General features: G+C 34.2%; 23 protein-coding genes. 18 read left to right on the forward strand and 5 right to left on the reverse strand.

The features are described 5' to 3' along the window. Nucleotides 1–52 precede the first annotated feature (52 nt). Genes iscX through ABXT44_RS04745 form a run of 5 tightly spaced genes read left to right on the forward strand, consistent with a single transcriptional unit; the run spans nucleotide 53 to nucleotide 4386 of the window. Complete coding sequence (gene iscX, locus ABXT44_RS04725) at nucleotides 53–250, forward strand: Fe-S cluster assembly protein IscX (RefSeq protein ID WP_416677047.1); 198 nt, start codon at nucleotides 53–55, stop codon at nucleotides 248–250. Then, on the forward strand, nucleotides 247–1527 hold the full coding sequence (gene tolB / locus ABXT44_RS04730) for a Tol-Pal system beta propeller repeat protein TolB (RefSeq protein WP_416686125.1): 1281 nt from the start codon (nucleotides 247–249) through the stop codon (nucleotides 1525–1527). The genes iscX and tolB overlap by 4 nt, the downstream gene beginning before the upstream one ends. A 10-nt stretch (nucleotides 1528–1537) precedes the next feature. After that, the gene (locus ABXT44_RS04735) at nucleotides 1538–2386 is read left to right on the forward strand and encodes an OmpA family protein (protein WP_416686126.1); all 849 of its coding nucleotides are present in this window, start codon (nucleotides 1538–1540) and stop codon (nucleotides 2384–2386) included. Nucleotides 2387–2435: 49 nt separating this feature from the next. Continuing rightward, the gene (locus tag ABXT44_RS04740; RefSeq protein ID WP_416686127.1) at nucleotides 2436–3089 is read left to right on the forward strand and encodes a tetratricopeptide repeat protein; all 654 of its coding nucleotides are present in this window, start codon (nucleotides 2436–2438) and stop codon (nucleotides 3087–3089) included. Nucleotides 3090–3093: 4 nt separating this feature from the next. After that, the gene (locus ABXT44_RS04745) at nucleotides 3094–4386 is read left to right on the forward strand and encodes an aminodeoxychorismate synthase component I (RefSeq protein WP_416686128.1); all 1293 of its coding nucleotides are present in this window, start codon (nucleotides 3094–3096) and stop codon (nucleotides 4384–4386) included. 4 nt (nucleotides 4387–4390) lie between these two features. Here ABXT44_RS04745 and ABXT44_RS04750 read toward each other — a convergent pair whose 3' ends face one another. Next, on the reverse strand, nucleotides 4391–5995 hold the full coding sequence (locus ABXT44_RS04750; RefSeq protein WP_416688431.1) for an NAD+ synthase: 1605 nt from the start codon (nucleotides 5993–5995) through the stop codon (nucleotides 4391–4393). A 707-nt stretch (nucleotides 5996–6702) separates the two neighbouring features. On the opposite strand from ABXT44_RS04750, the gene ABXT44_RS04755 reads away from it, so the two are divergent. The 9 genes from ABXT44_RS04755 (at nucleotide 6703) to ABXT44_RS04795 (ending at nucleotide 16760) form a co-directional block, all read left to right on the forward strand. After that, on the forward strand, nucleotides 6703–7710 hold the full coding sequence (locus ABXT44_RS04755) for an amino acid ABC transporter substrate-binding protein (protein WP_271558607.1): 1008 nt from the start codon (nucleotides 6703–6705) through the stop codon (nucleotides 7708–7710). Between the two features lie 125 nt (nucleotides 7711–7835). Further along, entirely contained in the window at nucleotides 7836–9056 is a 1221-nt protein-coding gene (locus tag ABXT44_RS04760; protein ID WP_416686129.1) for an amino acid ABC transporter permease, read from the forward strand. A gap of 2 nt (nucleotides 9057–9058) precedes the next feature. Then, on the forward strand, nucleotides 9059–10291 hold the full coding sequence (locus ABXT44_RS04765; RefSeq protein WP_416686130.1) for an amino acid ABC transporter permease: 1233 nt from the start codon (nucleotides 9059–9061) through the stop codon (nucleotides 10289–10291). Between the two features lie 14 nt (nucleotides 10292–10305). Continuing rightward, entirely contained in the window at nucleotides 10306–11070 is a 765-nt protein-coding gene (locus ABXT44_RS04770; RefSeq protein WP_416686131.1) for an amino acid ABC transporter ATP-binding protein, read from the forward strand. A gap of 129 nt (nucleotides 11071–11199) precedes the next feature. After that, complete coding sequence (locus ABXT44_RS04775) at nucleotides 11200–11598, forward strand: Fic family protein (protein WP_416686132.1); 399 nt, start codon at nucleotides 11200–11202, stop codon at nucleotides 11596–11598. A 379-nt stretch (nucleotides 11599–11977) separates the two neighbouring features. Continuing rightward, on the forward strand, nucleotides 11978–12847 hold the full coding sequence (locus tag ABXT44_RS04780) for a DMT family transporter (RefSeq protein WP_416686133.1): 870 nt from the start codon (nucleotides 11978–11980) through the stop codon (nucleotides 12845–12847). 173 nt (nucleotides 12848–13020) lie between these two features. Beyond that, on the forward strand, nucleotides 13021–15336 hold the full coding sequence (nrdA, locus tag ABXT44_RS04785) for a class 1a ribonucleoside-diphosphate reductase subunit alpha (RefSeq protein ID WP_416686134.1): 2316 nt from the start codon (nucleotides 13021–13023) through the stop codon (nucleotides 15334–15336). 9 nt (nucleotides 15337–15345) lie between these two features. After that, nucleotides 15346–16482, forward strand: coding sequence for a class Ia ribonucleoside-diphosphate reductase subunit beta (nrdB, locus tag ABXT44_RS04790; protein ID WP_416650764.1), 1137 nt, complete (start codon nucleotides 15346–15348; stop codon nucleotides 16480–16482). A 14-nt stretch (nucleotides 16483–16496) separates the two neighbouring features. After that, nucleotides 16497–16760, forward strand: coding sequence for a 2Fe-2S iron-sulfur cluster-binding protein (locus tag ABXT44_RS04795; protein ID WP_416650766.1), 264 nt, complete (start codon nucleotides 16497–16499; stop codon nucleotides 16758–16760). Here ABXT44_RS04795 and mnmH read toward each other — a convergent pair. The 4 genes from mnmH to ABXT44_RS04815 all read right to left on the reverse strand — a co-directional run bounded on the left by mnmH (nucleotide 16757) and on the right by ABXT44_RS04815 (nucleotide 19932). Continuing rightward, entirely contained in the window at nucleotides 16757–17845 is a 1089-nt protein-coding gene (gene mnmH / locus ABXT44_RS04800) for a tRNA 2-selenouridine(34) synthase MnmH (RefSeq protein WP_416686135.1), read from the reverse strand. The genes ABXT44_RS04795 and mnmH overlap by 4 nt on opposite strands. Then, nucleotides 17842–18891 carry a selenide, water dikinase SelD gene (gene selD, locus ABXT44_RS04805; RefSeq protein ID WP_416686136.1) on the reverse strand — a complete coding sequence of 350 codons (1050 nt, stop codon included), beginning with the start codon at nucleotides 18889–18891 and terminating at the stop codon, nucleotides 17842–17844. The genes mnmH and selD overlap by 4 nt, the downstream gene beginning before the upstream one ends. Continuing rightward, nucleotides 18888–19547 carry a dUTP diphosphatase gene (locus ABXT44_RS04810; protein ID WP_416686137.1) on the reverse strand — a complete coding sequence of 220 codons (660 nt, stop codon included), beginning with the start codon at nucleotides 19545–19547 and terminating at the stop codon, nucleotides 18888–18890. Before ABXT44_RS04810 ends, selD begins: the two co-directional genes overlap by 4 nt. 67 nt (nucleotides 19548–19614) lie before the next feature. Next, a complete protein-coding gene (locus ABXT44_RS04815) occupies nucleotides 19615–19932 on the reverse strand; it encodes a rhodanese-like domain-containing protein (RefSeq protein ID WP_416686138.1) in 318 nt (105 codons plus the stop codon). Nucleotides 19933–20002: 70 nt separating this feature from the next. Between ABXT44_RS04815 and ABXT44_RS04820 the strand changes: the two genes are divergently transcribed. The 4 genes from ABXT44_RS04820 (at nucleotide 20003) to ABXT44_RS04835 (ending at nucleotide 22295) form a co-directional block, all read left to right on the forward strand. Then, nucleotides 20003–20290 carry a YbeD family protein gene (locus ABXT44_RS04820; RefSeq protein WP_416686139.1) on the forward strand — a complete coding sequence of 96 codons (288 nt, stop codon included), beginning with the start codon at nucleotides 20003–20005 and terminating at the stop codon, nucleotides 20288–20290. A 6-nt stretch (nucleotides 20291–20296) separates the two neighbouring features. Continuing rightward, complete coding sequence (gene lipB, locus ABXT44_RS04825) at nucleotides 20297–20908, forward strand: lipoyl(octanoyl) transferase LipB (protein ID WP_416686140.1); 612 nt, start codon at nucleotides 20297–20299, stop codon at nucleotides 20906–20908. Next, nucleotides 20892–21839 (forward strand): lipoyl synthase, encoded by a 948-nt coding sequence (gene lipA / locus ABXT44_RS04830; protein ID WP_416686141.1) that lies wholly within the window; start codon nucleotides 20892–20894, stop codon nucleotides 21837–21839. Before lipB ends, lipA begins: the two co-directional genes overlap by 17 nt. Before the next feature lie 72 nt (nucleotides 21840–21911). Beyond that, complete coding sequence (locus ABXT44_RS04835; RefSeq protein ID WP_416686142.1) at nucleotides 21912–22295, forward strand: DUF2177 family protein; 384 nt, start codon at nucleotides 21912–21914, stop codon at nucleotides 22293–22295. The last annotated feature ends 1 nt before the right edge of the window (nucleotide 22296 follow it).

A 22296-nucleotide genomic window follows, 5' to 3' on the forward strand; every position in this document is an offset into this window, starting at 1 on the left:
CAATTGAATTGATTAAAATTACACCTTTATTAATTATTAATACTATTACATAATGCTTTGCTGGACTGACTCACTTGAAATAGCTATTTCATTGGAAGAAACCTCTCCTGATACTGATCCCAAAACTATTAACTTTGTTGATTTACGTCAGCTTGTTATGGATCTTGAGGATTTTGAAGAAGGACAAAGTAAGTGTGGTGAAAGGGTTCTTGAAGCTATTCAAATGAACTGGATTGAGGAGAAAGAGTGAAATATTTAAAGTTTATATTGTTATTCAATCTATTATTGTCATTTTCAGCTAATGCACTTTTAGAAGTAAATATTTTAAAATCTAAAGAGGCTGCTTTTCCTATAGTTATTGCTCCTTTTGAAATAATTGGCGATTCAAAAGAAAATGTAGACATCGCTAAAATTATTAGAGATAATTTAAATAGATCAGGCCAATTTAGTGCCTTAAGTACTGATGCATTGGTAACAAATCAAATTGATTTTAACTTTTGGAAAGAACGTAAAAAAGATGCTGTTGTTTTTGGAAAAGTTGAGCAAATAAGCCCAAAGGTTTACAACATATATATTTATATTTATGATGTCTTTTCTGAAAAAAGCTTATATCAAAAAAAGATTACTGTTAGTAACTCTGGCTTTAGAAGAATGGCTCATTTCCTAAGTGATAAAATTTATTATGTCCTTCTTGGACAAAAAGGCTCTTTTAACACTAGGCTGTCATATGTTACTGTGACTGATAATAATAGTGGTGGCCGAACATACAGGCTTCAAATATCCGATTCTGATGGAGAAAATCCTCAAACAATTGTAAGGCAATCAAATCCGATTTTATCTCCAGCCTGGTCAAAAGATCAGCAAAAACTTGCTTATGTTTCTTTTAAAAATAATAGATCTGAAGTTTTTGTTATGACTCCTTTTTTAAAAACAATTCCTATCAAGCTACCAAAATTTGATGGAATTGCATCTTCACCTACATTCCACCCAAGCGGAGATAGTATTGCGCTAACAATCTCGAAACAAGGCAATAAAGATATATATTTATACAACTTTAAATCAAAAAACCTTAAGAGGCTAACTAAAAACATATCAATTGATACAGAAGCTAGCTTTTCACCAGATGGCAATAGCATTGCGTTTACTTCAAATAGAACAGGGCAAGTTCAAGTTTATATAAAAGACCTTAACTCTGGCAAAATATCCCGAGCTACTTTTGAAGGTCGATACAATGCAAAACCAGTTTTTTCACCTGATGGCAAAGATTTGGCACTCATTCACAGAGTTGATAAAGATTACAGGGTAGCCCTATTAGATATCAAATCTAGAGATTTAACTGTAATGACTCGAAACAAATCAGATGAATCTCCTTACTTTTCTCCAAACGGCGGAATGATTATTTTTTCAACTAATAGAGACAACAAGGGAATTTTGTCTATAATTTCACTTCACAACAATCAAATTGTTGAATTAATGCAAAAAACCGGCGAAGTAAGGGAACCTACTTGGTCAAATTATTCAAACTAAGGAAAAAAAAATGTCAAAAAAAATTCTTCTTTTATCAAGTGTTATCTTTTTAAGTTCTTGTGGTGCTAATAGTATTTCTGAATTGGGCGATAAGTTTCTTGATTTAATTAACCCAAGTGATGCTGCAACTGAGCAAGCAGATCTTGGAGGTGATGCAACCCTAGTTGCTATGGATGAAGATGGTGGATTTACAATTGATGAACTTGAGCAATTATCTAATGATGAATTAATTGCAATTGCTAAAGAGAAGGGATTGGGAGATCTTATAGTTCTTGATGCAGATGGTAATCTTCAAAATAGAGATCAAATCATAAATGCTATTGTTGAAAGTGGAGACTTACTTGACGGAAAGACTGCAGAACTTGAATCACTGTCTGATGATGCACTTATCGAAATGATCAATTCTAAGGGTCTAAGTGACTTGATTGTACTTGATGCAGATGGAAATTTAGCTAATAGAGATGAGCTTATTCAGGCGTTAATGGATGATGCAGCAGCAATGTTAGCAATTATTGAAAATTTCAAAAATTCTAGTGACTCTTTTATTCTTTATTTTGATTATGACGATACTGAGATAGATGAAGTATCTACAAGAAAGATTATTGAGCATGCTAACTTTATGCAAGACAATCCTTCACTAAGCTTGAGATTAGAAGGTCATGCAGATGAGCGTGGAACCCGTGAATATAACCTAGCACTTGGTGAAAATCGTGCCTTAAGTGTAAAAGAGGTCTTAAGCCTTTACAACCTTGATGACAGAATTTTAGTTGTAAGCTATGGTGAAGAGTCTCCAATTCTAGTTGGAAGCAATGAAATGGCGTGGGAAGAGAACCGAAGAGTAGAATTCTCTTACTACTAGAGGTAAAGTTTTCTCAAATTTTTTTTAAGTAAATAGTTTTTGTCACTTGATGAAAAAGAATATTCTTCTATTTATGCTTTTCATAAACCCTATGTTATTTCAGCATGGGGTTTATGCTAACGAAGGCCTTGATTTAGACCTTGCAATCTTAAAAATCAACAAAGAAGTTAAATCCCTAAACAATGAAATCCTTTCATTAAAAGATGAGATTGAACTGATTAAAGAAGAACAAAGAATCAGCTCTGCCAAGATTGCAGAACTTCGTCAAATCATTGAATTAAATCTCTCTAATACTAAACAAGAAAAAAAATCAACAAAAAAAATTCAGTCTAACAGCGCTGAAAAGCTTTATTCAGATGGGAAAAATGAATTTCTTCTTGGGAATTATGAGAAAGCAATTACTCTATTCATAAGTTTTGCAAAAAGCTCTCCTAATTCATCAAGTATAAAAGATTCAAAGTTGTGGCTTGCAAGAGCTTATTTTGAACGTGAAAAATATTTAAAAGCCAAAGATTCATTATTAGATTATCAATCTAATAATAAAGGGCACCAAAAATATGCCGACTCTATGTTTGAATTAACAAGGGTCTTAATTAAGCTAAATGAAGTCAATGAAGCTAAGCTATTGTTATTAGATATGATTAAGCAATATCCAGACCACTCTTTGATAAACAAAGCAAACCAATTACTTTTAGACCTATAAGTTAGTGGAAATACTAGAAATACAAAAAGTTGATTTAACTTCTTTTTGTTATCTCAATAAAGAACGTTATCCTTTCTTACTTGAAAGCGTTAATCACAACGAAAACAATAGATACTCAATATTATTTGCCTTTCCTGGTGAGAATATTGTTCTTAAGAACTTTTCTGACTTTGATTTTTTAAAAGAACTTCAAGATAAAAGTAAATCAACTATGTTAGATTCTGATCTACCTTTTATTGGTGGTTGGTTTGTTTATTTTTCATATGAGCTGATAGGTCAAATTGAGCCAACTTTGACTTCTAAACTTCATAAATCAAAACTTCCAATTGCTTATGCAGTTCAAATTCCATCAGCAATAATTGTAGATCACAAACTAGACAAAACTTTCATTATTGATCAAGATAATAATCAATCCCGCATTAAGTCAATATTATCTGATATTAAGCTCCTAGATAAGACTCCAACACAAATAATCAAAGGTAGCCAATCTGAAGAGGTTGAAAATAAATTTATTGATGGCGTTAAAAGTAGCTTAGATTATATTGTTGCAGGTGATGTCTTTCAGGTCAACCTGTCAAGAAAATGGCAATATCAACTAATAGAAACTATAGATTCAGCAATAATCTATAATGCTCTAAAAAAGGCTAATCCAGCGCCTTTTTCTGCTCTCATTCAATATGAAAATTTCAGCATAATTTCCTCTTCTCCAGAAAGGCTTTTTAGTATTAATGACAAAACCCTTGAGACAAGGCCTATTGCAGGAACTCATCCTAGGGGAAAGGGTGATTTAGATAAAACTCAAAAAGATAACCTAATAAATCATCCTAAAGAAATTGCAGAGCATGTAATGCTTCTTGATTTAGAGAGAAATGACATGGGAAGGGTGTGTGAGTATGGAAGCGTTTTTGTTAACGAAATAATGACTCTAGAGACTTATCCATTTGTTCATCATATTGTCTCTAATATAAAAGGAAAACTTCGTGATAATGTTGGTATTAAAGGCATTGTTAGAGCTCTATTTCCAGGAGGGACTATTACAGGGTGTCCAAAAGTGCGTTGCATGGAAATCATCAATGAACTAGAGCAGATGCCGAGAGAGGCCTATACTGGTTCAGTAGGATATATAAGCCAGAATGGTAAGATGGATTTCAACATCCTTATTCGTAGCTTCATCCATGAAGGAGGTACTTTAAGTTTTAGAGCAGGGGCTGGAATAGTATATGACTCGATACCTGAAAAAGAATTAGCTGAAACAAGACACAAGGCAGCAGGGCTTTTAAAAGTTTTTGAGAATTAGAAAATTAAGGCTTAAACTTTGATGTCATTGGATACCTTCTTTCTTTACCAAATGCATTCCCACTTATCTTAGGTCCAGGAGCAGATTGACGCCTTTTGTATTCGTTTCTAAGAATCATCGAAGTGACCTTATTGACAACCTCAAAACTATGGCCTTGCTCTGTAATTTGAGCTACAGAATGCTTTAATTCAACAAATCTCTTTAAAATATCATCTAAAACATCATACGAAGGAAGTGTATCTTGATCAACTTGATTAGGCGCAAGCTCAGCAGAAGGGGGTCTTGTTATTACGCGATCAGGAATAACTTGAGAAATTGTATTTCTATATCTAGAAAGCTTATATACCATTGTTTTGGGAATATCTTTAAGTGGAGCAAAGCCACCACACATATCGCCATACAAAGTTGCATAACCAACTGCCATCTCTGATTTATTCCCAGTTGCAAGCACAATTTTATGATATTTGTTTGAAAGCGCCATTAGAAGAGTACCTCGAACTCGAGCTTGAATGTTTTCTTCAGTCGAATCTGGAGAAGTATTTTCAAAAAAATCATTAAGAGAAAAATTAAAAGAATCAACCATCGAATGAATATCAATATTTGAGAACTGAACTCCCTGGGCTTGCGCCTGAAGTTCAGAGTCCTGAAGGCTCATATCAGAAGTAAACTGATAGGGCATCATTACTGCATGAACATTCTCTGGACCAATAGCGTCAACTGCAACTGCAAGAGTTAAAGCGGAATCAATACCACCTGATAGGCCAATTAAAGCTCCTTCAAAGGAATTTTTTTGAATATAATCCCTAGTTGCTAAAACAAGTGCAGAGTATATTGACTCCTCCTCACTTAAAACTGAAGACAAATAATTAGTGCTGTTATGAAGTACCGACATCTCTTTAAATGCTGGCAGCTGAAGAGTAAGCTCTCCGAGATTATTTATAACAAAAGAGTTGCCATCAAAAACAACTTCATCTTGTCCTCCAACCATGTTCACGTAGATAAATGAAAGATCAAACTTCAGCGCATAATGTTTACAAATATCAATACGCTCATTTTGTTTATTTAATTGAAAGGGTGATGCATTAAGGGAAACCACTACATCAACATTAGACTGACATAACTTATCAATTGGACCGTCGATCCATTGATCTTCACAAATTAAAACGCCAACTTTAGTTTGCTGACATTCAAATACAAATGATTCGTCACCAGAAGCAAAGTAGCGCTTTTCATCAAAAACGCCGTAGTTTGGTAATTCTTGCTTGTTGTAAACATGAGTGACTCGATTACTTTGAATGCAAAAAGCACTATTGAAAAGAGAATCATTTAATTGGCTTGGCGCACCAAATAAAATAGTTATAGCTGAAGGAACTAAATTACATAGGCTATTAATTTCTTCGTTAACTTGATTAATAAAACCATCTCTAAATAAAAGATCCTCTGGAGGGTAACCAGTAATAGCTAACTCTGGAAAAACAATTAAGTGTGCTCCAATTTCATGAGCCTCATTAATCAAATCTAACATTCTTAAGGCGTTAGCCTTAATATCTCCAACAATAGGGTTAAATTGAGCGATTTGGATTTTTATTGACTCTGATTCAGAAAATATCTTATTAAGCTGTTCTTGCCAAAATATAGCCTTCAAATTATTTCCAGTATTTATTGCATGTTCATACTTAGTATTTGCAACCACTTCAGATGGATCTAATTCAAGGATATTAGCAAATAACCAGGCGTGCGTCTCACTAAGAGCGGCCTTACCAGAGCTATATTTACTAAGGTTAGATTGATTTATATCATACTCCTTAGCAATTTTATAATCAGAAAAACCAGTTTTCTCCCGCACTAGAGCTAGGTATTCAGTTGTTTTTTTATTCACTATGATTCGTTAGTTAAAGTATATATTAGTTATTTTATACCACTACAGTTATTAAATAACTATAATTCATAAATAAAGATATAAAAAACAAATGTATTTATTAACTAAAATGTACTTAAACTACTGTTTTGTATACATAAATTGAAAATTATAAATTTATTACTTTAACGTCATAATTATTAATTCAGAACTAATTTCATTAAAGAATAAACCATAAGATGGTCTATAAAAGTTGAATTAAATTCACTAATTTTTTAATAGTATTTCTACATATTATTGAATAAAATTTTTTGAAATATCCCTATATCATTAGCCTTAGAGACGTAAATTGATTTTAAAAATAACTAGCATTGTGTTGCTTAGTAGTGATAAAATTCTTTAATCCTCACGCAATTGTGATGGATTGTTATACTTTGAAACTCATTAAGGAGATATATATGAAACAATTACTAAAATTGACTGCTGCTTCGTTGTTAGTTGTTGGTGCACTTGGTGTACAAGCTTCTACATTAAGCGACGTTCAAGCTAAAGGCCACGTTTCTTGTGGCGTATCTAAAGGTCTTGCAGGATTCTCTTCAGCTGACTCTTCAGGTACTTGGACAGGTGTTGACGTTGATGTTTGTCGTGCTGTTGCAGCTGCAACGCTTGGCGACGCAACTAAAGTTAAATTTGTACCACTAACTGCTAAAGAAAGATTCACTGCACTTCAGTCTGGTGAGATCGATATGTTGTCTAGAAATACTACTTGGACAATTACTCGTGACGCTTCACTAGGTCTTAACTTTGCCGGTGTTAACTACTATGATGGACAAGGCTTTATGGTTAAGTCTTCTCTAGGTGTTTCTAGTGCTATGGAATTAGGTGGAGCTGCGATTTGTATTCAAGCAGGTACAACTACTGAATTAAACTTAGCTGACTGGGGTAAAGCAAACGGTATCGATTACAACTCTGTTGTTTCAGACACGAATGCTCAAACTCTAAGTAACTATGACGCTGGTCGTTGTGACGTTCTAACAACTGACGCATCTGGATTATATTCAATGCGTGCTGGTGCGAACGATCCTTCTGAGCACGTTGTACTTCCAGAAATCATTTCTAAAGAGCCTTTAGGCCCTGTTGTTCGTCAAGGTGACGACCAGTGGTTTAACATCGTAAGATGGTCTCTTAACGCTATGATCACTGCTGAAGAGATTGGTGTTACTAGTGCTACTGTTGATATGGTTTCTAACAACCCTGAGCGCGAGCGCTTAATGGGTCGTTCTGGAAGCACTCATGAGTACGTTGGTTTGACTTCAGACTGGACTTACCAGATCATTAAGCAAGTAGGTAACTACTCTGAAAGCTTTGAGCGCAACATTGGTGTAAATACTCCAATTGGTATTGCTCGTGGTGTTAATGCACTATGGTCACAAGGTGGTATCCTTTATTCACCTCCATTTAGATAAGCAATTATCTAGATTGAACTTAAACCAGCCTGCTATACTTTAGCAGGCTGGTTTTTTTTTACTTTTTTTATCAATTCAAAGCTCATTTTTTAGTAAAATTTCTCAATTAATATTTATTGCTCTATATGAAAAAACTTATTCTCGACTCCCTTGGTAAATCAAAACATAGAGGGTCAAACTTCCGTGATTTACTTTATAACAATGAGGCAAGAGCTTTTTTCTTCCAGGTAATTACATTTGTTTTAGTAGTAGGACTCTTTTACACGGCAATAGGAAACCTCTTTCAAAATATTGAAGCGAGAGGAATACAAACAGGGTTTTCTTTTCTTAATAATAGGGCGGGTTTTGATATCTTACCTTTCCTTGGTAATATTGTAGTTGACTACACCCCAGAATCTTCAAATTTAACTGTTTTTTATGTAGGACTTGTAAATACCCTAGTTGTTGCCTTTATTGGCATAATTCTATCTACACTAATTGGGCTGCTAATTGGTATTGCAAGGCTTTCTAATAACTATCTAATTGCAAAACTTGCAGGGGGCTATATTGAGCTCTTTAGAAATATACCTATTCTGTTACAAATTCTTTTTTGGTACAACCTATTTATTAATGTTTTCCCTCACCCTAAACAAAGCTTGGCATTTTTTGATATTGCCTTCTTGAATCAGCGAGGCTTATACCTTCCAAAACCAATTGCCGAAGATGGCTTTATATTTGTTGCCTTAGCATTCATTATTGGAATCATTGCTGCTTATCTTATTAAAAAATTTTATAAGAAGAGACATGAGCTCACAGGAACACACACCAGTACTTGGATGTACACACTTGGTTTAATAGTCGGCTTACCAGTAATAGTTTACTTTTTAGTCGGCTCACCACTTCAATTTGATTATGCAGTTCTAGGAAAATTTAATCTGAAAGGCGGCATGGCTGTTGTTCCAGAATTTTTAGCATTAACTTTTGCATTGAGTGTCTACACTGCAACTTATATTGCTGAAGCAATAAGATCCGGAATAGAGGCAGTTGACAAAGGCCAAAAAGAGGCTGCTGCTGCAATAGGTTTGTCGCCAGTTCAGTCTCTTAAGCTGATTGTTTTGCCGCAAGCATTAAGAGTGGCAATTCCACCCACCATCAATCAATACCTAAATTTAACAAAGAACTCTTCATTAGCCACAGTAATTGGCTACCCAGAATTAATGAGTACATTTGGAGGCACCGTCCTAAACCAGGTTGGTCAAGCAGTTGAAATTCTAGCTATGGCGATGTTGGTTTATCTTGTAATTTCGCTGTTTATTTCTTTATTGCTTAATTATGTCAATAAAAAAATGGAAATCCAAGGAAGATAGTTATGTCAGTATTTGATCAACAATCAACCAGGAAGCCACCAATTTCTCAAATTGGGGCGGTTTTATGGCTTAGGACTAACCTTTTCTCATCTTGGATTAATAGCGCCCTTACACTTGCCTCACTCTATTTGCTATATATCATGATTCCCCCCTTAATGGATTGGATGATATTTAATGCAAGTTTTAGCTTTGGCACTGTAAACCTTTTTGGTTTTGATATCAAGTTTAGTGAAGCCATGGCAACAAATCAGAACTGTGGTCGTGAAGGAGCATGCTGGCCTTATATCTATGAAAAACTATATATGTATACCTATGGCTTCTATCCTCGTACAGAAACATGGAGACCTAATATTGTATTTGGATTAACAGCACTTCTTTTTGTTATCGTGCCATTAGTAAAGCACTATAAGCATAAGAATAGAGTTACATTATCGTTAATTATTCTTTATCCAATTGTTTCATATATTTTAATTGCTGGGATGTTTAATGAGCCAAAACTAGCAGATAGTCCATTAGCCTCAGGTAGTTATTTTGAACAACTAGCTTGGAACATTAATGTTATTGGATATGAATTTTTACCAAATGTATCTACTGATCAATGGGGTGGGCTATTATTGACTCTAATTATCGCATCAGTTGGTATCCTTGTTTCATTTCCAATAGGTGTATTGCTTGCACTTGGAAGGCAGTCAGACCTAAAAGTAATAAAGCTATTTTGCACACTTTTTATTGAATTTATACGTGCAGTTCCTTTAATAACGATTCTCTTTATGGCTTCTTTTGTACTTCCATTGTTTTTAGAATCAGGGAACTATTTTGATAAGCTTTTAAGAGCTCTTATAGGTATTGCTTTATTCCAAGCTGCATATTTTGCAGAGGTTGTAAGAGGAGGGCTTCAAGCTATCCCAAGAGGGCAATATGAAGCTGCTGACGCAATTGGACTAAGCTATTTTCAAAAAAATCTATTAATTATCTTGCCGCAAGCATTAAAAATCTCAATACCTAATATAGTAGGATCTTCAATATCACTATTTAAAGATACGACACTTGTTCTTATAATAGGGCTATTTGATATGCTAGCAATGGTCAACCTAACAAGTAATGATCCTTACTGGCTTGGAAGGGAGACAGAGGGCTTTGTTTTCGTTACAATTGTTATGTGGGCTATACTATATACCATGTCTCGCTATTCAAGAAAACTAGAGCTACGCTTCAATACTGAAAATACAAATTAAAAAGGCTAACAAAGATGAGTACTGACAAAACTAAAACTAAAAAAGAAAACATCATAGAAATATCAAAATTAAATAAGTGGTATGGTGACTTCCATGCACTAAAAAATATTGATTTAAATGTAAAAGAAGGTGAAATAATAGTGGTATGTGGCCCATCAGGCAGTGGGAAGTCAACACTAATAAGATGTGTGAACTTTCTTGAAAAATTTCAAGAAGGAAGCATCCTGGTCTCAGGAACTGAGCTTACTGATGATGCGCAAAAAATTAGAAAAATTAGAAGTGAAGTGGCAATGGTGTTTCAGCACTTCAATCTATTCCCACACTTAACAATTGTTGATAACCTAACACTTGCACCAATATGGGTCCACAATGAAACAAAGCAAGAGGCGAGAGATAAAGCGCTTAAATTACTGGATCGAGTAGGGATAAGGGACCAAGCTGAAAAGTATCCAAATCAACTTAGTGGTGGACAGCAACAGCGTGTTGCTATTGCAAGGTCTTTATGCACTTCACCAAAAATAATGCTATTTGATGAGCCAACATCGGCTCTAGATCCGGAAATGATCTCTGAAGTCTTAGACGTAATGGTTGAACTAGCTAAAGAGGGCATTACTATGATCTGTGTAACCCATGAAATGGGCTTTGCACGCAAAGTTGCAAATAGAATTATCTTTATGGATGATGGTCAAATAGTCGAAGAAAACGATCCTGAAAACTTCTTTAATAATGCAGAATCTGATAGATTACAGCTATTTTTAGATCAAATACTAACTCATTAATATTAGAATTAAAAGGCTAGTTAACAGATTTAATGAGCCCTAATTAAGAATAAAGCAACACACGCGCAACCTTCTAGTTATATAATTCGACTAAGAAGACTATTAATTAACTAACTTACTAATTGATAAATGTTTGGTTTCCTAAAAAAAGAACAATTGCCCGAGGCCTCAGAAATTACGCAAACTGTGGACTGGACTAAGGATATAAAGAGAAACAAAAAAATTGGTGAGGAGGTTGAGCAATTATCGTTTTTATATAGCTCTGAAAGCAATAATGAGATAATAGGGACTAAGAAGGGACTAAGTAGGGACCATCTGCAAATTCTAAAAAAATGTAAAATAGAAAGCAGTGCATTAGACTTGATGAAAATATTAAAGAGATCAAATAAATCAAAGTTTAAAACAGCAATCATTAATCCACTTCTTGATCAAAACTTCCTAGAACTAACAATTCCAGATAGTCCTAAAAGTCCTAGTCAAAAATACAGACTTACAGGTAAGTTTGTTAAAAAAAGAACAAAGGAATAATAGATTTTCAACCTTTTGAGTAGCCTGGTTACTTAATTTGCGATATTTTTACCCCCTAATCCCATACCTTCTATATTATAGACTTTCACTATTTTTCTAGATAAGTTACTGTATAAGTGATAGATATGCCGTATATGGGCAAATTTCGAGTCCAGTATATAACTCTTTGATTTTTATATGTTTAATTCAATATTTACCATTATTTAGTCATTTTTCCTAACTTAAGTTCCATTTAACTTCGTATAATTTATATTATGTTAAATAACTAATATTAAACATAAATTACCCTAAATAGAGTTACTGTGGATAATAACAATCTTAGTCCCCCTGCTATTTCAGGTTTTTCACATTTTTTTTTCTTGGTCCCTTTATCTTTGATATGTCCGTAAACAAAAGAAATTATTCACTTTTAGGATTACTCGTGCTAATGTGGGGATCATCATTTCTTCTAATTGATCGCTCACTAGTATTTTTTTCTCCTGAGCAAGTCGTTGGCTATAGATTATTTATTGGTGCGATTACTATGATGTTAGTTGCCTTTTTTTATGGAAAGAAATTTCCTAGATCTATTACGCCTTGGCTTCATTTTATTGTTTATGCTGTAATTGGTAATATTTTGCCTTACCTTCTAATTGCTAAGGGACAAGTAACAATTACTTCTGGGATGGCTGGATTGTTGATGGCTATAATGCCGTTAGTTACACTTGTTCTTGCGCATTTCTTTCTACCTAACGATAAACTAAATAGATATAAGGCATTTGGATTTGTTATTGGAATATCTGGTGTGTTATTTATATTAAGTCCTTCACTTAGAGATGGCTCTAATACATTGATTGGAATCTTACTAGTATTATCTGCTGCATGTGCATATGGAGTTAATACTATAATTGCTTCTCGGCTTCCCTCTTATGACCCTATTGTATCCAGTGCATGTGTATTATTAATTGCTAGCACGCTTTCATTTTTCATATGGCCAGGTGTATTTTTTATTGATTTTTCTGGTGTTCCATTATTGAGTGGTGCCAGTCTTATTCTTCTTGGAATACTACCCACTGGTCTTGCAGCTCTCGTTTATTTTATTATTATCAACTCTGCTGGTGCAACATTTCTTTCTAATATTAATTATTTAATCCCTGTTGTTGCTTTTTTCCTTGGAGCATTGCTACTTGGTGAAGATATTCTTTTAAGTAATTTATTGGCATTAGTTCTAATTATCTCTGGAATTTTTGTATCAAGATTTAAATCTTAATATTTATTTTTTTTATTATTTTATAGTGAAATTTCTCCCTTTCTTTCAATTACTTAGCCCTTTTTTATCCTAAATCCATTTAATAATCTTATATCTATATTATTTATATTCTATATTTAGTGTATATTTATCTCCGTAAGCACTAAATGTAGTACATCTTTCAGGAGTAGGGTTTGAGTCAAGAAATACAGGCTGTAAAAGACAATGCAGTCGATCAAGAAATATTAGTTACTAAAAGAGACGGCTCAAAAGAGTCAATTGACCTTGAAAAAATCCACCGTGTTGTTCATTGGGCATCTCAAGACCTCGATAATATTTCTGTTTCACAAGTTGAAATTAATGCTCAATTAGCCTTTTTTGATGGTATCCGTACTGAAGATATCCATGAAACAATTATTAAATCTGCAGCAGACTTAATCTCTACTGACGTTCCTGATTATCAATATTTAGCTGCTCGATTAGCAATTTTTCATTTGAGAAAAAAGGCTTACAAATCTTTTACGCCTCCCTCTCTAATTGATCATGTTACAAAACTGACTAAATTAGGTATATACGATAAAGATATTCTCGATAAATATAACGTGTCTGAATTTGAAGAGTTTAATAATTATATTGATCACTGGCGTGATATGAAGTTTTCTTATGCTGCTGTTAAGCAATTAGAAGGTAAATATTTAGTTCAAAATCGAGTGACTGGTGATATTCATGAATCACCGCAAATGTTATACATGCTCGTTGGAATGTGCTTATTCCAAGAGTATAAAGGTAAAGCAAGAATTGATATTGTAAAGCGCTTTTATGATGCCTCATCTAACTTTAAAATTTCTCTTCCTACGCCGATTATGGCTGGTGTTAGAACTCCAACGCGTCAATTTTCATCTTGCGTTTTAATTGAAACTGATGATGATTTAGACTCAATTAGTGCTGCGTCTGGTGCAATTGTTAAATACGTTTCTCAGCGTGCTGGAATTGGAATAAATGCTGGAAAAATTAGAGCTATTGGAAGTCCAATTAGAGGCGGGGAAGCAACTCATACTGGATGTATACCTTTCTTTAAACACTTCCATACTGCTGTTAAATCCTGCTCCCAAGGTGGTGTTAGAGGTGGTGCCGCAACTTTATTTTATCCACTATGGCACCTTGAAGTTGAAAGCCTATTAGTGCTTAAAAATAACACTGGTACCGATGAAAACAGAATTAGGCATCTTGATTATGGTGTTCAATTTAATGGATTAATGTATGAGCGCTTTTTAAAAGACTCTGATATCACACTATTCTCACCAAATGATGTTCCTGGTTTATATGACTCTTTTTTTGCTGATCAGAAAAAATTTAAAAAACTCTATGAGAAATACGAGAGTGATGATTCAATCCGAAAGGAGACCATTAAAGCGCGTGACTTATTTGCAATGTTCATGAAAGAAAGGGCAAATACTGGTCGCATTTACCTTCAAAATGTTGATCATTGTAATACTCATGGTGCTTTTAACCCAGAGTATGCTCCAATCAGACAATCGAACCTTTGTATGGAGATCACGCTTCCAACGAAGCCCCTGTTTTCAGTCCAAGATGAAAAAGGTGAGGTTGCACTTTGTACTCTTTCTGCAGTTAATCTAGGCGCATTAGATAGCCTTGATGAGCTTGAAGACATTACTGAAATTATTGTCCGCTCTTTAGATTCATTACTAGATTATCAGGACTATCCTCTCAAATCAGCTGAGATTGCTAGTAACAACCGACGTACACTTGGTATTGGAGTAACAAACTTAGCGTATTACTTGGCTAAAAATGATGCCAAATATTCAGATGGTTCAGGAAATGACTTAATTCATAAGACCTTTGAAGCACTGCAATACTACTCTTTAAAAGCTTCAAATAAGCTTGCAGAAGAACTTGGTCCCTGCCCTCTTTTTTCTGAAACTCAATACGCAAAAGGCATAATGCCCATTGATAGTTACAAAAAAGATATTGATGCATTTTGCTCCACAAAGCTAGAGTTAGATTGGGATACACTTAGAAAAAATATTAAATCTAAAGGTATAAGAAACTCAACTCTAACAGCATTAATGCCTTGTGAAAGTTCTTCTCAAATCTCGAATTCAACGAACGGAATTGAGCCTCCTAGAGGCTTTATATCAGTAAAACAATCAAAAGATGGAATATTAAAACAAGTTGTTCCTGAATATGAAAAACTTCATAAAAAATATGAGCTTCTTTGGGATATAAAGGATAACGAAGGTTATCTTCAGTTATGTGCGATTATGCAAAAATTCGTGGATCAATCAATCTCAACAAATACCCATTATGACCCTTCTCAATTCGAAGGAAGTAGAGTTCCTATGAAGTTATTTTTAATGGACTTACTTAAAGCTTATAAGTATGGAATTAAAACGCTTTATTACCATACGACAAGAGATGGCTCTGGTGATGACCAAAATAACACTAAACAAGGAGATGATGATTGTGAAGATGGTGTTTGCAAACTCTAAAATATAATTATGTCTTATAGTATTTTTAATCAAGAAATAAATGACACCTTAAAAGAGCCAATGTTCTTTGGGGATTCTGTTAATGTCGCCCGATTTGATCAACAAAAATTTGAAATATTTGAAAAGCTAACTGAAAAACAACTTTCTTTCTTTTGGCGCCCTGAAGAAATAGATGTCTCAAAGGATAAAATTGACTTTAGTAAGTTATTGCCCAATGAAAAACACATTTTTATTTCCAATCTTCAGTACCAAATCTTGCTAGATTCGGTTCAAGGACGCTCACCTAATATAGCCTTCTTGCCAATTGTCTCACTGCCCGAGCTAGAGAATTGGATTGAAACCTGGGCATTCTCTGAAACGATTCATTCTCGCTCTTATACTCATATTATTAGAGCAATTATGAATGAACCTGGTGTTGTTTTTGATGAAATAATGAAGACAGACGAAATTATCCAGAGAGCAACCAGTGTCTCTAAGTACTATGACAAGTTAATTAAGCATACTCAAGCTTACTTACTTCATGGTGAGGGTGAGCACCTAATTAATGGCGAGTCAATTAATATCAACTTATACTCACTTAAACGCCTAGTTTATTTAACTATTATGTCAGTTAATATTTTAGAAGCGATTCGTTTTTATGTAAGTTTTGCGTGCTCTTTTGCTTTTGCAGAAAGAAAGGTAATGGAGGGTAATGCTAAAATTATCAAACTAATTGCCCGTGATGAAGCGCTTCATCTTACTGGAACTCAGCATATGTTAAATTTAATGCGTGACGGTAAAGATGATCCAGATATGCAAGCAATTGCTATTGAGTGCGAAGCAGAAGTCATTGAGATGTTTAAAGATGGCGCAAACCAAGAAAAAGAGTGGGCAGAATACTTATTTCGTGATGGCTCAATGATTGGTCTTAATGCCGAAATCCTTAAACAATATCTTGAATATATTACTAATAATCGTATGGCAGCATTAAATATGCAGCCTATCTTTGAGCAAACAACGAACCCCCTTCCATGGCTCAACCATTGGTTAGATTCAGACAATGTTCAAGTTGCTCCTCAAGAAACTGAAATTACCTCATATTTGGTTAGTGCTATTGACAACACAATTGATGCAGAAGATCAAGATTTTGATGATTTTAAGCTCTAAATGTTACCCATTAAATGTTTAAAATTGATGTTGATAATATAAATGGAAAAACAGAGTCACTCTATGTATATGGTGATGAATCAATATTAACTGAGCTTGAAACTAACAACGTTTTAATAAATTTTAATTGCAGACAAGGTCACTGCGGAAGCTGCATATTAAGACTTGTAAAGGGTGATGTCATTCATAAAGACTGCCTTGTTCCATTATCCCCAGGAGAAATCCTTGCATGTCGATCAAGACCAATAACTGATATAAAAATTACCTCTAAATCTTAACTTTCTTTAAGATAACTAGAGACTTCTTCATAATTGCCTCGAAAAATGATTCTTTGTTTTTTCTGTTCAATTTGATAGTTATACATTGGGTCATAGTAATCAACTAAAAGCGACTCAATAAGAGGTAAATAGTCATTTAAATCTTCATTTATTTGATGATTAATTAGCGCTAAATTTAATTGCTTCAAAAGAATTTTATATCTATCTCCACCTAATCTTTTTTGAATTTTGGAGAGAGAATTTAGCCAATAATTTGAATACAGCTCAAAACCAAAATCACCATGTAAAGCTATAAATTTTTGAGCCATATCAATGACATAAGATTTTAAACTAATACTTAATCTCTCTTCAAGACTTGCATTTAAGATAATAATATCAGACTGACGTGCTTTAATTTTTATAGCATCTGGCATGTGTATCATGCCAATATTATTACCCTCATCTTCTATTAAAAATACATTATAAATTTCCTTCTTAATTAACTCTACAGTCAGCTGGTTTTCAAAGTCAATTTGTCTGGGCTGCGGAGTTACGTCATTACCAAAAGCAGAGCCCCTATGATTCGCAAATCCTTCAAGGTCTATACTGTTATCAAGCTCATTTAATAACAATGTTTTACCACAACCCGTTTGGCCTCCTAAAACTAAGAGCTTCTTTTCATTTATAATTCGACTCATCTCATCCGTAAGAAATGACCTGATCGCTTTATAGCCTCCTTTTATTCGAGGAAATGAAATTCCTGATTGTTCATAAATCCACTCTTGAGCTATTTTAGAGCGCAATCCCCCTCTAAAACAAAAAAGTGCACCTGTTGGATGTTTATTAGCAAAATCAAGCCAATTGCCTATTCTTTGATCTTTTAATGACCCTTTTACAAGCTCATGTCCGAGTTTAATTGCAGACTCTTGGCCTTTATCTTTATAGCAAATACCAATTTGATGTCTTTCTTCATTAGTCATCAGAGGAAGATTTAAAGCGCCTGGAAAAGACCCCTCAGCAAATTCAATGGGGGCTCTGATGTCGAGTAAGGGCTTGTTATCTTTAAAAATTTGCGAAAAATTATTAATTACTTCGAGGCTGCTCATCTTAAGAAAATAGATTCAGAATTAACACTTGTTTTAATAATTTTTCCTATTGGATTAATATTCATATTGTTAGAAGCTAGTAGCTTATTAAATTCTGACATGGCTTCTTTTGAAACTGTAATCAATAGACCTCCACTGGTTTGCGGGTCACAAATAATTGATTTCTCCAAATCAGAGAGTTTACAAATAGATTCTCCATAACTATCAAAATTTCTCTCAGTGCCTCCTGGAACGCATCCCCCATCAATATATTTTAAAATATTTGGTAATAATGGTAATTTATCAAAATATATTTCTGCAGAAACATTACTGCCTCTGCAAACCTCTAGCAAATGCCCTGCTAAACCAAAACCAGTAACATCAGTCACTGCATTAACACCTGAAATTTTAGCTACTTTAGAGCCAATGTCATTTAGTGCGCACATTTGCTTTACAGCCATAATGTGATCATCTGAGCTTACTACTTTCTTTTTTTGCGCCGTTGATAAAACTCCAATTCCTAGAGGTTTTGTTAAAAAAATAGTATCACCAGCTTGTGCACTTGTATTTTTTTTAAGCTTATCAATATCAACAATTCCAGAAACAGAGAGGCCAAATATTGGTTCAGGAGAGTCAATACTATGACCACCTGCCAATGTAATTCCCGCGCGGCTACAAATTTCACGGCCACCTTCTATGACCCTTGCACCAATATCTGCAGAGAGTTTATTAATAGGCCAGCCAAATATTGCTATTGCCATTAGTGGCCTACCACCCATTGCATAGACATCACTTAAAGCATTGCTTCCAGCAATCATTCCAAAGTCAAAAGGATCATCTACAATTGGCATAAAAAAGTCTGTGGTACTAATAAGCGCCCTTCCATCACCTAAGTCATAGACTGCAGCATCATCACTCGACTCATTACCTACTAATAAGCCTGGATCTACAAAGCTACTAATATTTGTACCTATAATTTCTTTAAGAAGCTTAGGTGAAATTTTACAGCCACAACCAGCGCCATGACTGAATTCAGTAAGCCTAACTGAAGATGAATTAGTTTTCATATTTGTTTGATTAAAGAATATTTTGAATCTAACTTTTTATAAAGATCAGACGGCGTAATTGATGGGTTTGAATCCATAATTTCAAATGCAACAACATTATCTTCAACACCATCCCAATTTTTTATATATGAACCATCTTTGTAGCCATTTTGCTGCCTAAAAGTATTCAGTTGATTTTTAACAACATAACGCTTGTATAAATTCTCAATATCAATATCTAAATGGGAAATTATTGTAAAAAATAAGTCGGTAATCTTACGGATATTATTAGTCTCTGACTGAATACTTGAAGCCACAGATAAGCTCAACATTTCTTCTAAAGAGTCAACCAAAATATCAACATCAAAACTACCCTTAGGCTCAAGCATTAAAAATTTGTTTGCATACTCTTGATCACTAATACGTATAGATTCAGACATTACAAAATGCCAAATATCAACTAACTCGACTCTAATATTGTCCCAGTCTGGCTGGTCATCAATATTTTTCCAGTGTTTCCAATTAAAAGAGTCAATTGCCTCTGCTACCTCCATATAAATTCCTCGATACCATGAAATTTCTCTATTCTCTCGAGTAACCCCAGTTAGCCATATCTCACCATTTGTCTCATCATTTAATTGCTTTTGAAGGGTAAACATTTGTTCAATTTGATTCATAATTTTTGCTGTATTAAGGAATAAATAAATTATAGATAGTTAATTACTAATAACTTGGAATAAGTCCCTAATATCTATCAACTGAAGGGTCAATTTCTCTAGACCATGCATCAATTCCACCTTGAAGATTTATTAGAGATTGAAAGTCTTTCGAAATCAGAAAGTTTGCAACCTGCATTGATCTCATTCCATGATGACAATAAACTGCAATAGTGTCATCAGGATTAAGATCAGAAAATGACTCAGCAATAGTACTCATGGGGCAGTGAATTGCTCCCTCAATCTTGCACAAATCCAACTCCCATTTTTCTCTAACATCAATAAGAACAGTGTCATTATTACTCAGATAATTTTGAAATTCTTTGGGATTTAAGTCATCTATCATTTCAAGCCTCTTGTTATTTTTAATATTAGAATTATATTTTATTCTTAACAATTAAGTACGAGTAACTTTAATGGGTAAAATTTCATTTGTGAGTAAAAATAATGATGATATTTTTAAATTCCCCTGTGACTACCCTATTAAGATTTTTGGGTTAAATCAGCCTGACCTAAAGCAAACTATTTGCGCTATAGTTGAAAGCCATATCGGACAGCTTCATGACAATCAAATTACTACCAAAAAAAGCTCTAAGGGGAAATATGTTTCAATAACTGTAAGGATTATTGCAACAAGTAGAAAGCAACTTGATGCTATCAATCATGAATTACAAGCTTCCCCTTTGGTTTCCTATCTTTTATAAAATCTGATGTTTGAAATACGAGATAAAGGTTTTACAGATTACATCCAAACATGGGATGAAATGAAATCTTTTACCGAATCTAGGAATATCGAAACTCCCGATGAATTATGGCTACTAGAACATAATAGCGTATTCACTCAAGGATTGTCTGGAAAACCAGAGCATCTTCTCAAAGAAACTGAGATACTAGTAGTGCAGTCTGATAGAGGCGGTCAAATAACCTATCACGGTCCTGGTCAATTAATAATTTACTGCCTAATTGACATCAAGAGACTAGGAATTGGAATTAAAAAAATGGTATCTCTTATTGAACAATCGATAATAGACTTATTAGCTGATTATTCCATTGAGGCTCATAAAGTTTCAGGAGCACCTGGAGTTTATGTTGATGGCTCAAAAATTGCAGCACTAGGCCTCAAAGTTAAACAAGGTAGAACTTATCACGGCTTAAGCCTAAATATTGATATGGATCTCGCGCCTTATAAGCTAATTAACCCTTGCGGTTATAGTGATTTAAATGTTACCCAAATGTCCAATCTAACGGATAATGCACTCAATATTTACGACATCAAACTAAACTTATCTAATTATCTAAAGAACTATGTCACAAGAACTTGAAATTAAAGCACTTAAAGGTGAATCTAAAATTAGCAGACTTAAGATTAAGCCCGATTCCGAGAGAAAGCCATTAAAAAAACCAAGCTGGATAAGAATCAGGCACTCGGGCTCCAAAAAAGTTAATGAACTTAAAAAAACATTACGGAGTCAAGAGTTATTTACAGTTTGTGAGGAGGCTCAATGTCCCAACCTTAGTGAATGCTTTAACCATGGCACCGCTACATTTATGATTATGGGTCAAATATGTACTAGAAGATGCCCTTTTTGTGATGTTGCTCATGGGAGGCCAAAAGCTTTAGATACAAATGAGCCGCTTCATTTAGCCGAAACTATTTCTAAAATGTCACTAAAGTATGTTGTTATTACCTCGGTTGATCGAGATGACTTAAGGGATGGAGGTGCTGGTCACTTCAAAGAGTGTATAGATGCTATTAGAAGTAAAACTCCTCAAGTAAAAATTGAAATTTTAACGCCTGATTTTAGAGGAAGGGTTGAAAAAGCTCTGGATATTTTCACAGACTGTCCGCCTGATGTTTTTAATCATAACTTGGAAACGGTGCCCAGCCTTTATCCCAAAGTCCGTCCTGGCTCAGACTATGAACAGTCACTCGACCTCCTTAAAAGCTTTAAAGAAAAACATCCTTATGTTAAAACAAAATCAGGCCTTATGCTTGGTGTAGGTGAAACTGAAAGGCAAGTGATTGATGTTCTAATGGACCTAAGATCTCATGATGTTGATATGTTAACGTTAGGTCAATATCTTCAGCCAAGCAAGCACCACCTTGCAGTTGAGGAATATATTACGCCTGAACAGTTTAAAAAATATAAAAAAATAGCAGATGACCTTGGCTTTAATCAAGTTGCAAGCGGCCCTATGGTTAGGTCCTCTTACCACGCAGACCTTCAAGCAAAAGGCGAGCTTGTTTCATAAAAACTTGTAAATTTAAGCACTCATTCATTGATTCTTATAACTATTTAATTTGATAAAAAGTATAATAATAATATGATTAAAACATTCTTTATAGCTCTAGCATTTTTCTGCATCATTGATGTGTTCTGGATATATTTTATTGCAACGCCAATGTACAAACAAGAGGTTGCATCTCTTATGGAGCTTAAAGTTGCTCCTGCAATCATGTTTTATATAATCTTCTTATTAGGCTTAATTTTCTTTGTTATTAATCCCAATCTTAGTAATACACTTTTAAATGTTTTTATGATTGGTGCTTTTTATGGGCTAGTAACTTATGGAACTTACGATCTTACTGTTTACGCAACTATGAATATCTTTAGCCTCAAACTAGTGGTCGCAGATATTCTATGGGGAATGATTCTATCTGGCTCAGTAGCAACCCTTACTGTATTTACTTCAGCTAAATTAAACTAGC

The organism is Candidatus Pseudothioglobus sp. Uisw_041, assembly GCF_048087625.1.
Classification (GTDB): Bacteria; Pseudomonadota; Gammaproteobacteria; order PS1; family Pseudothioglobaceae; genus Pseudothioglobus.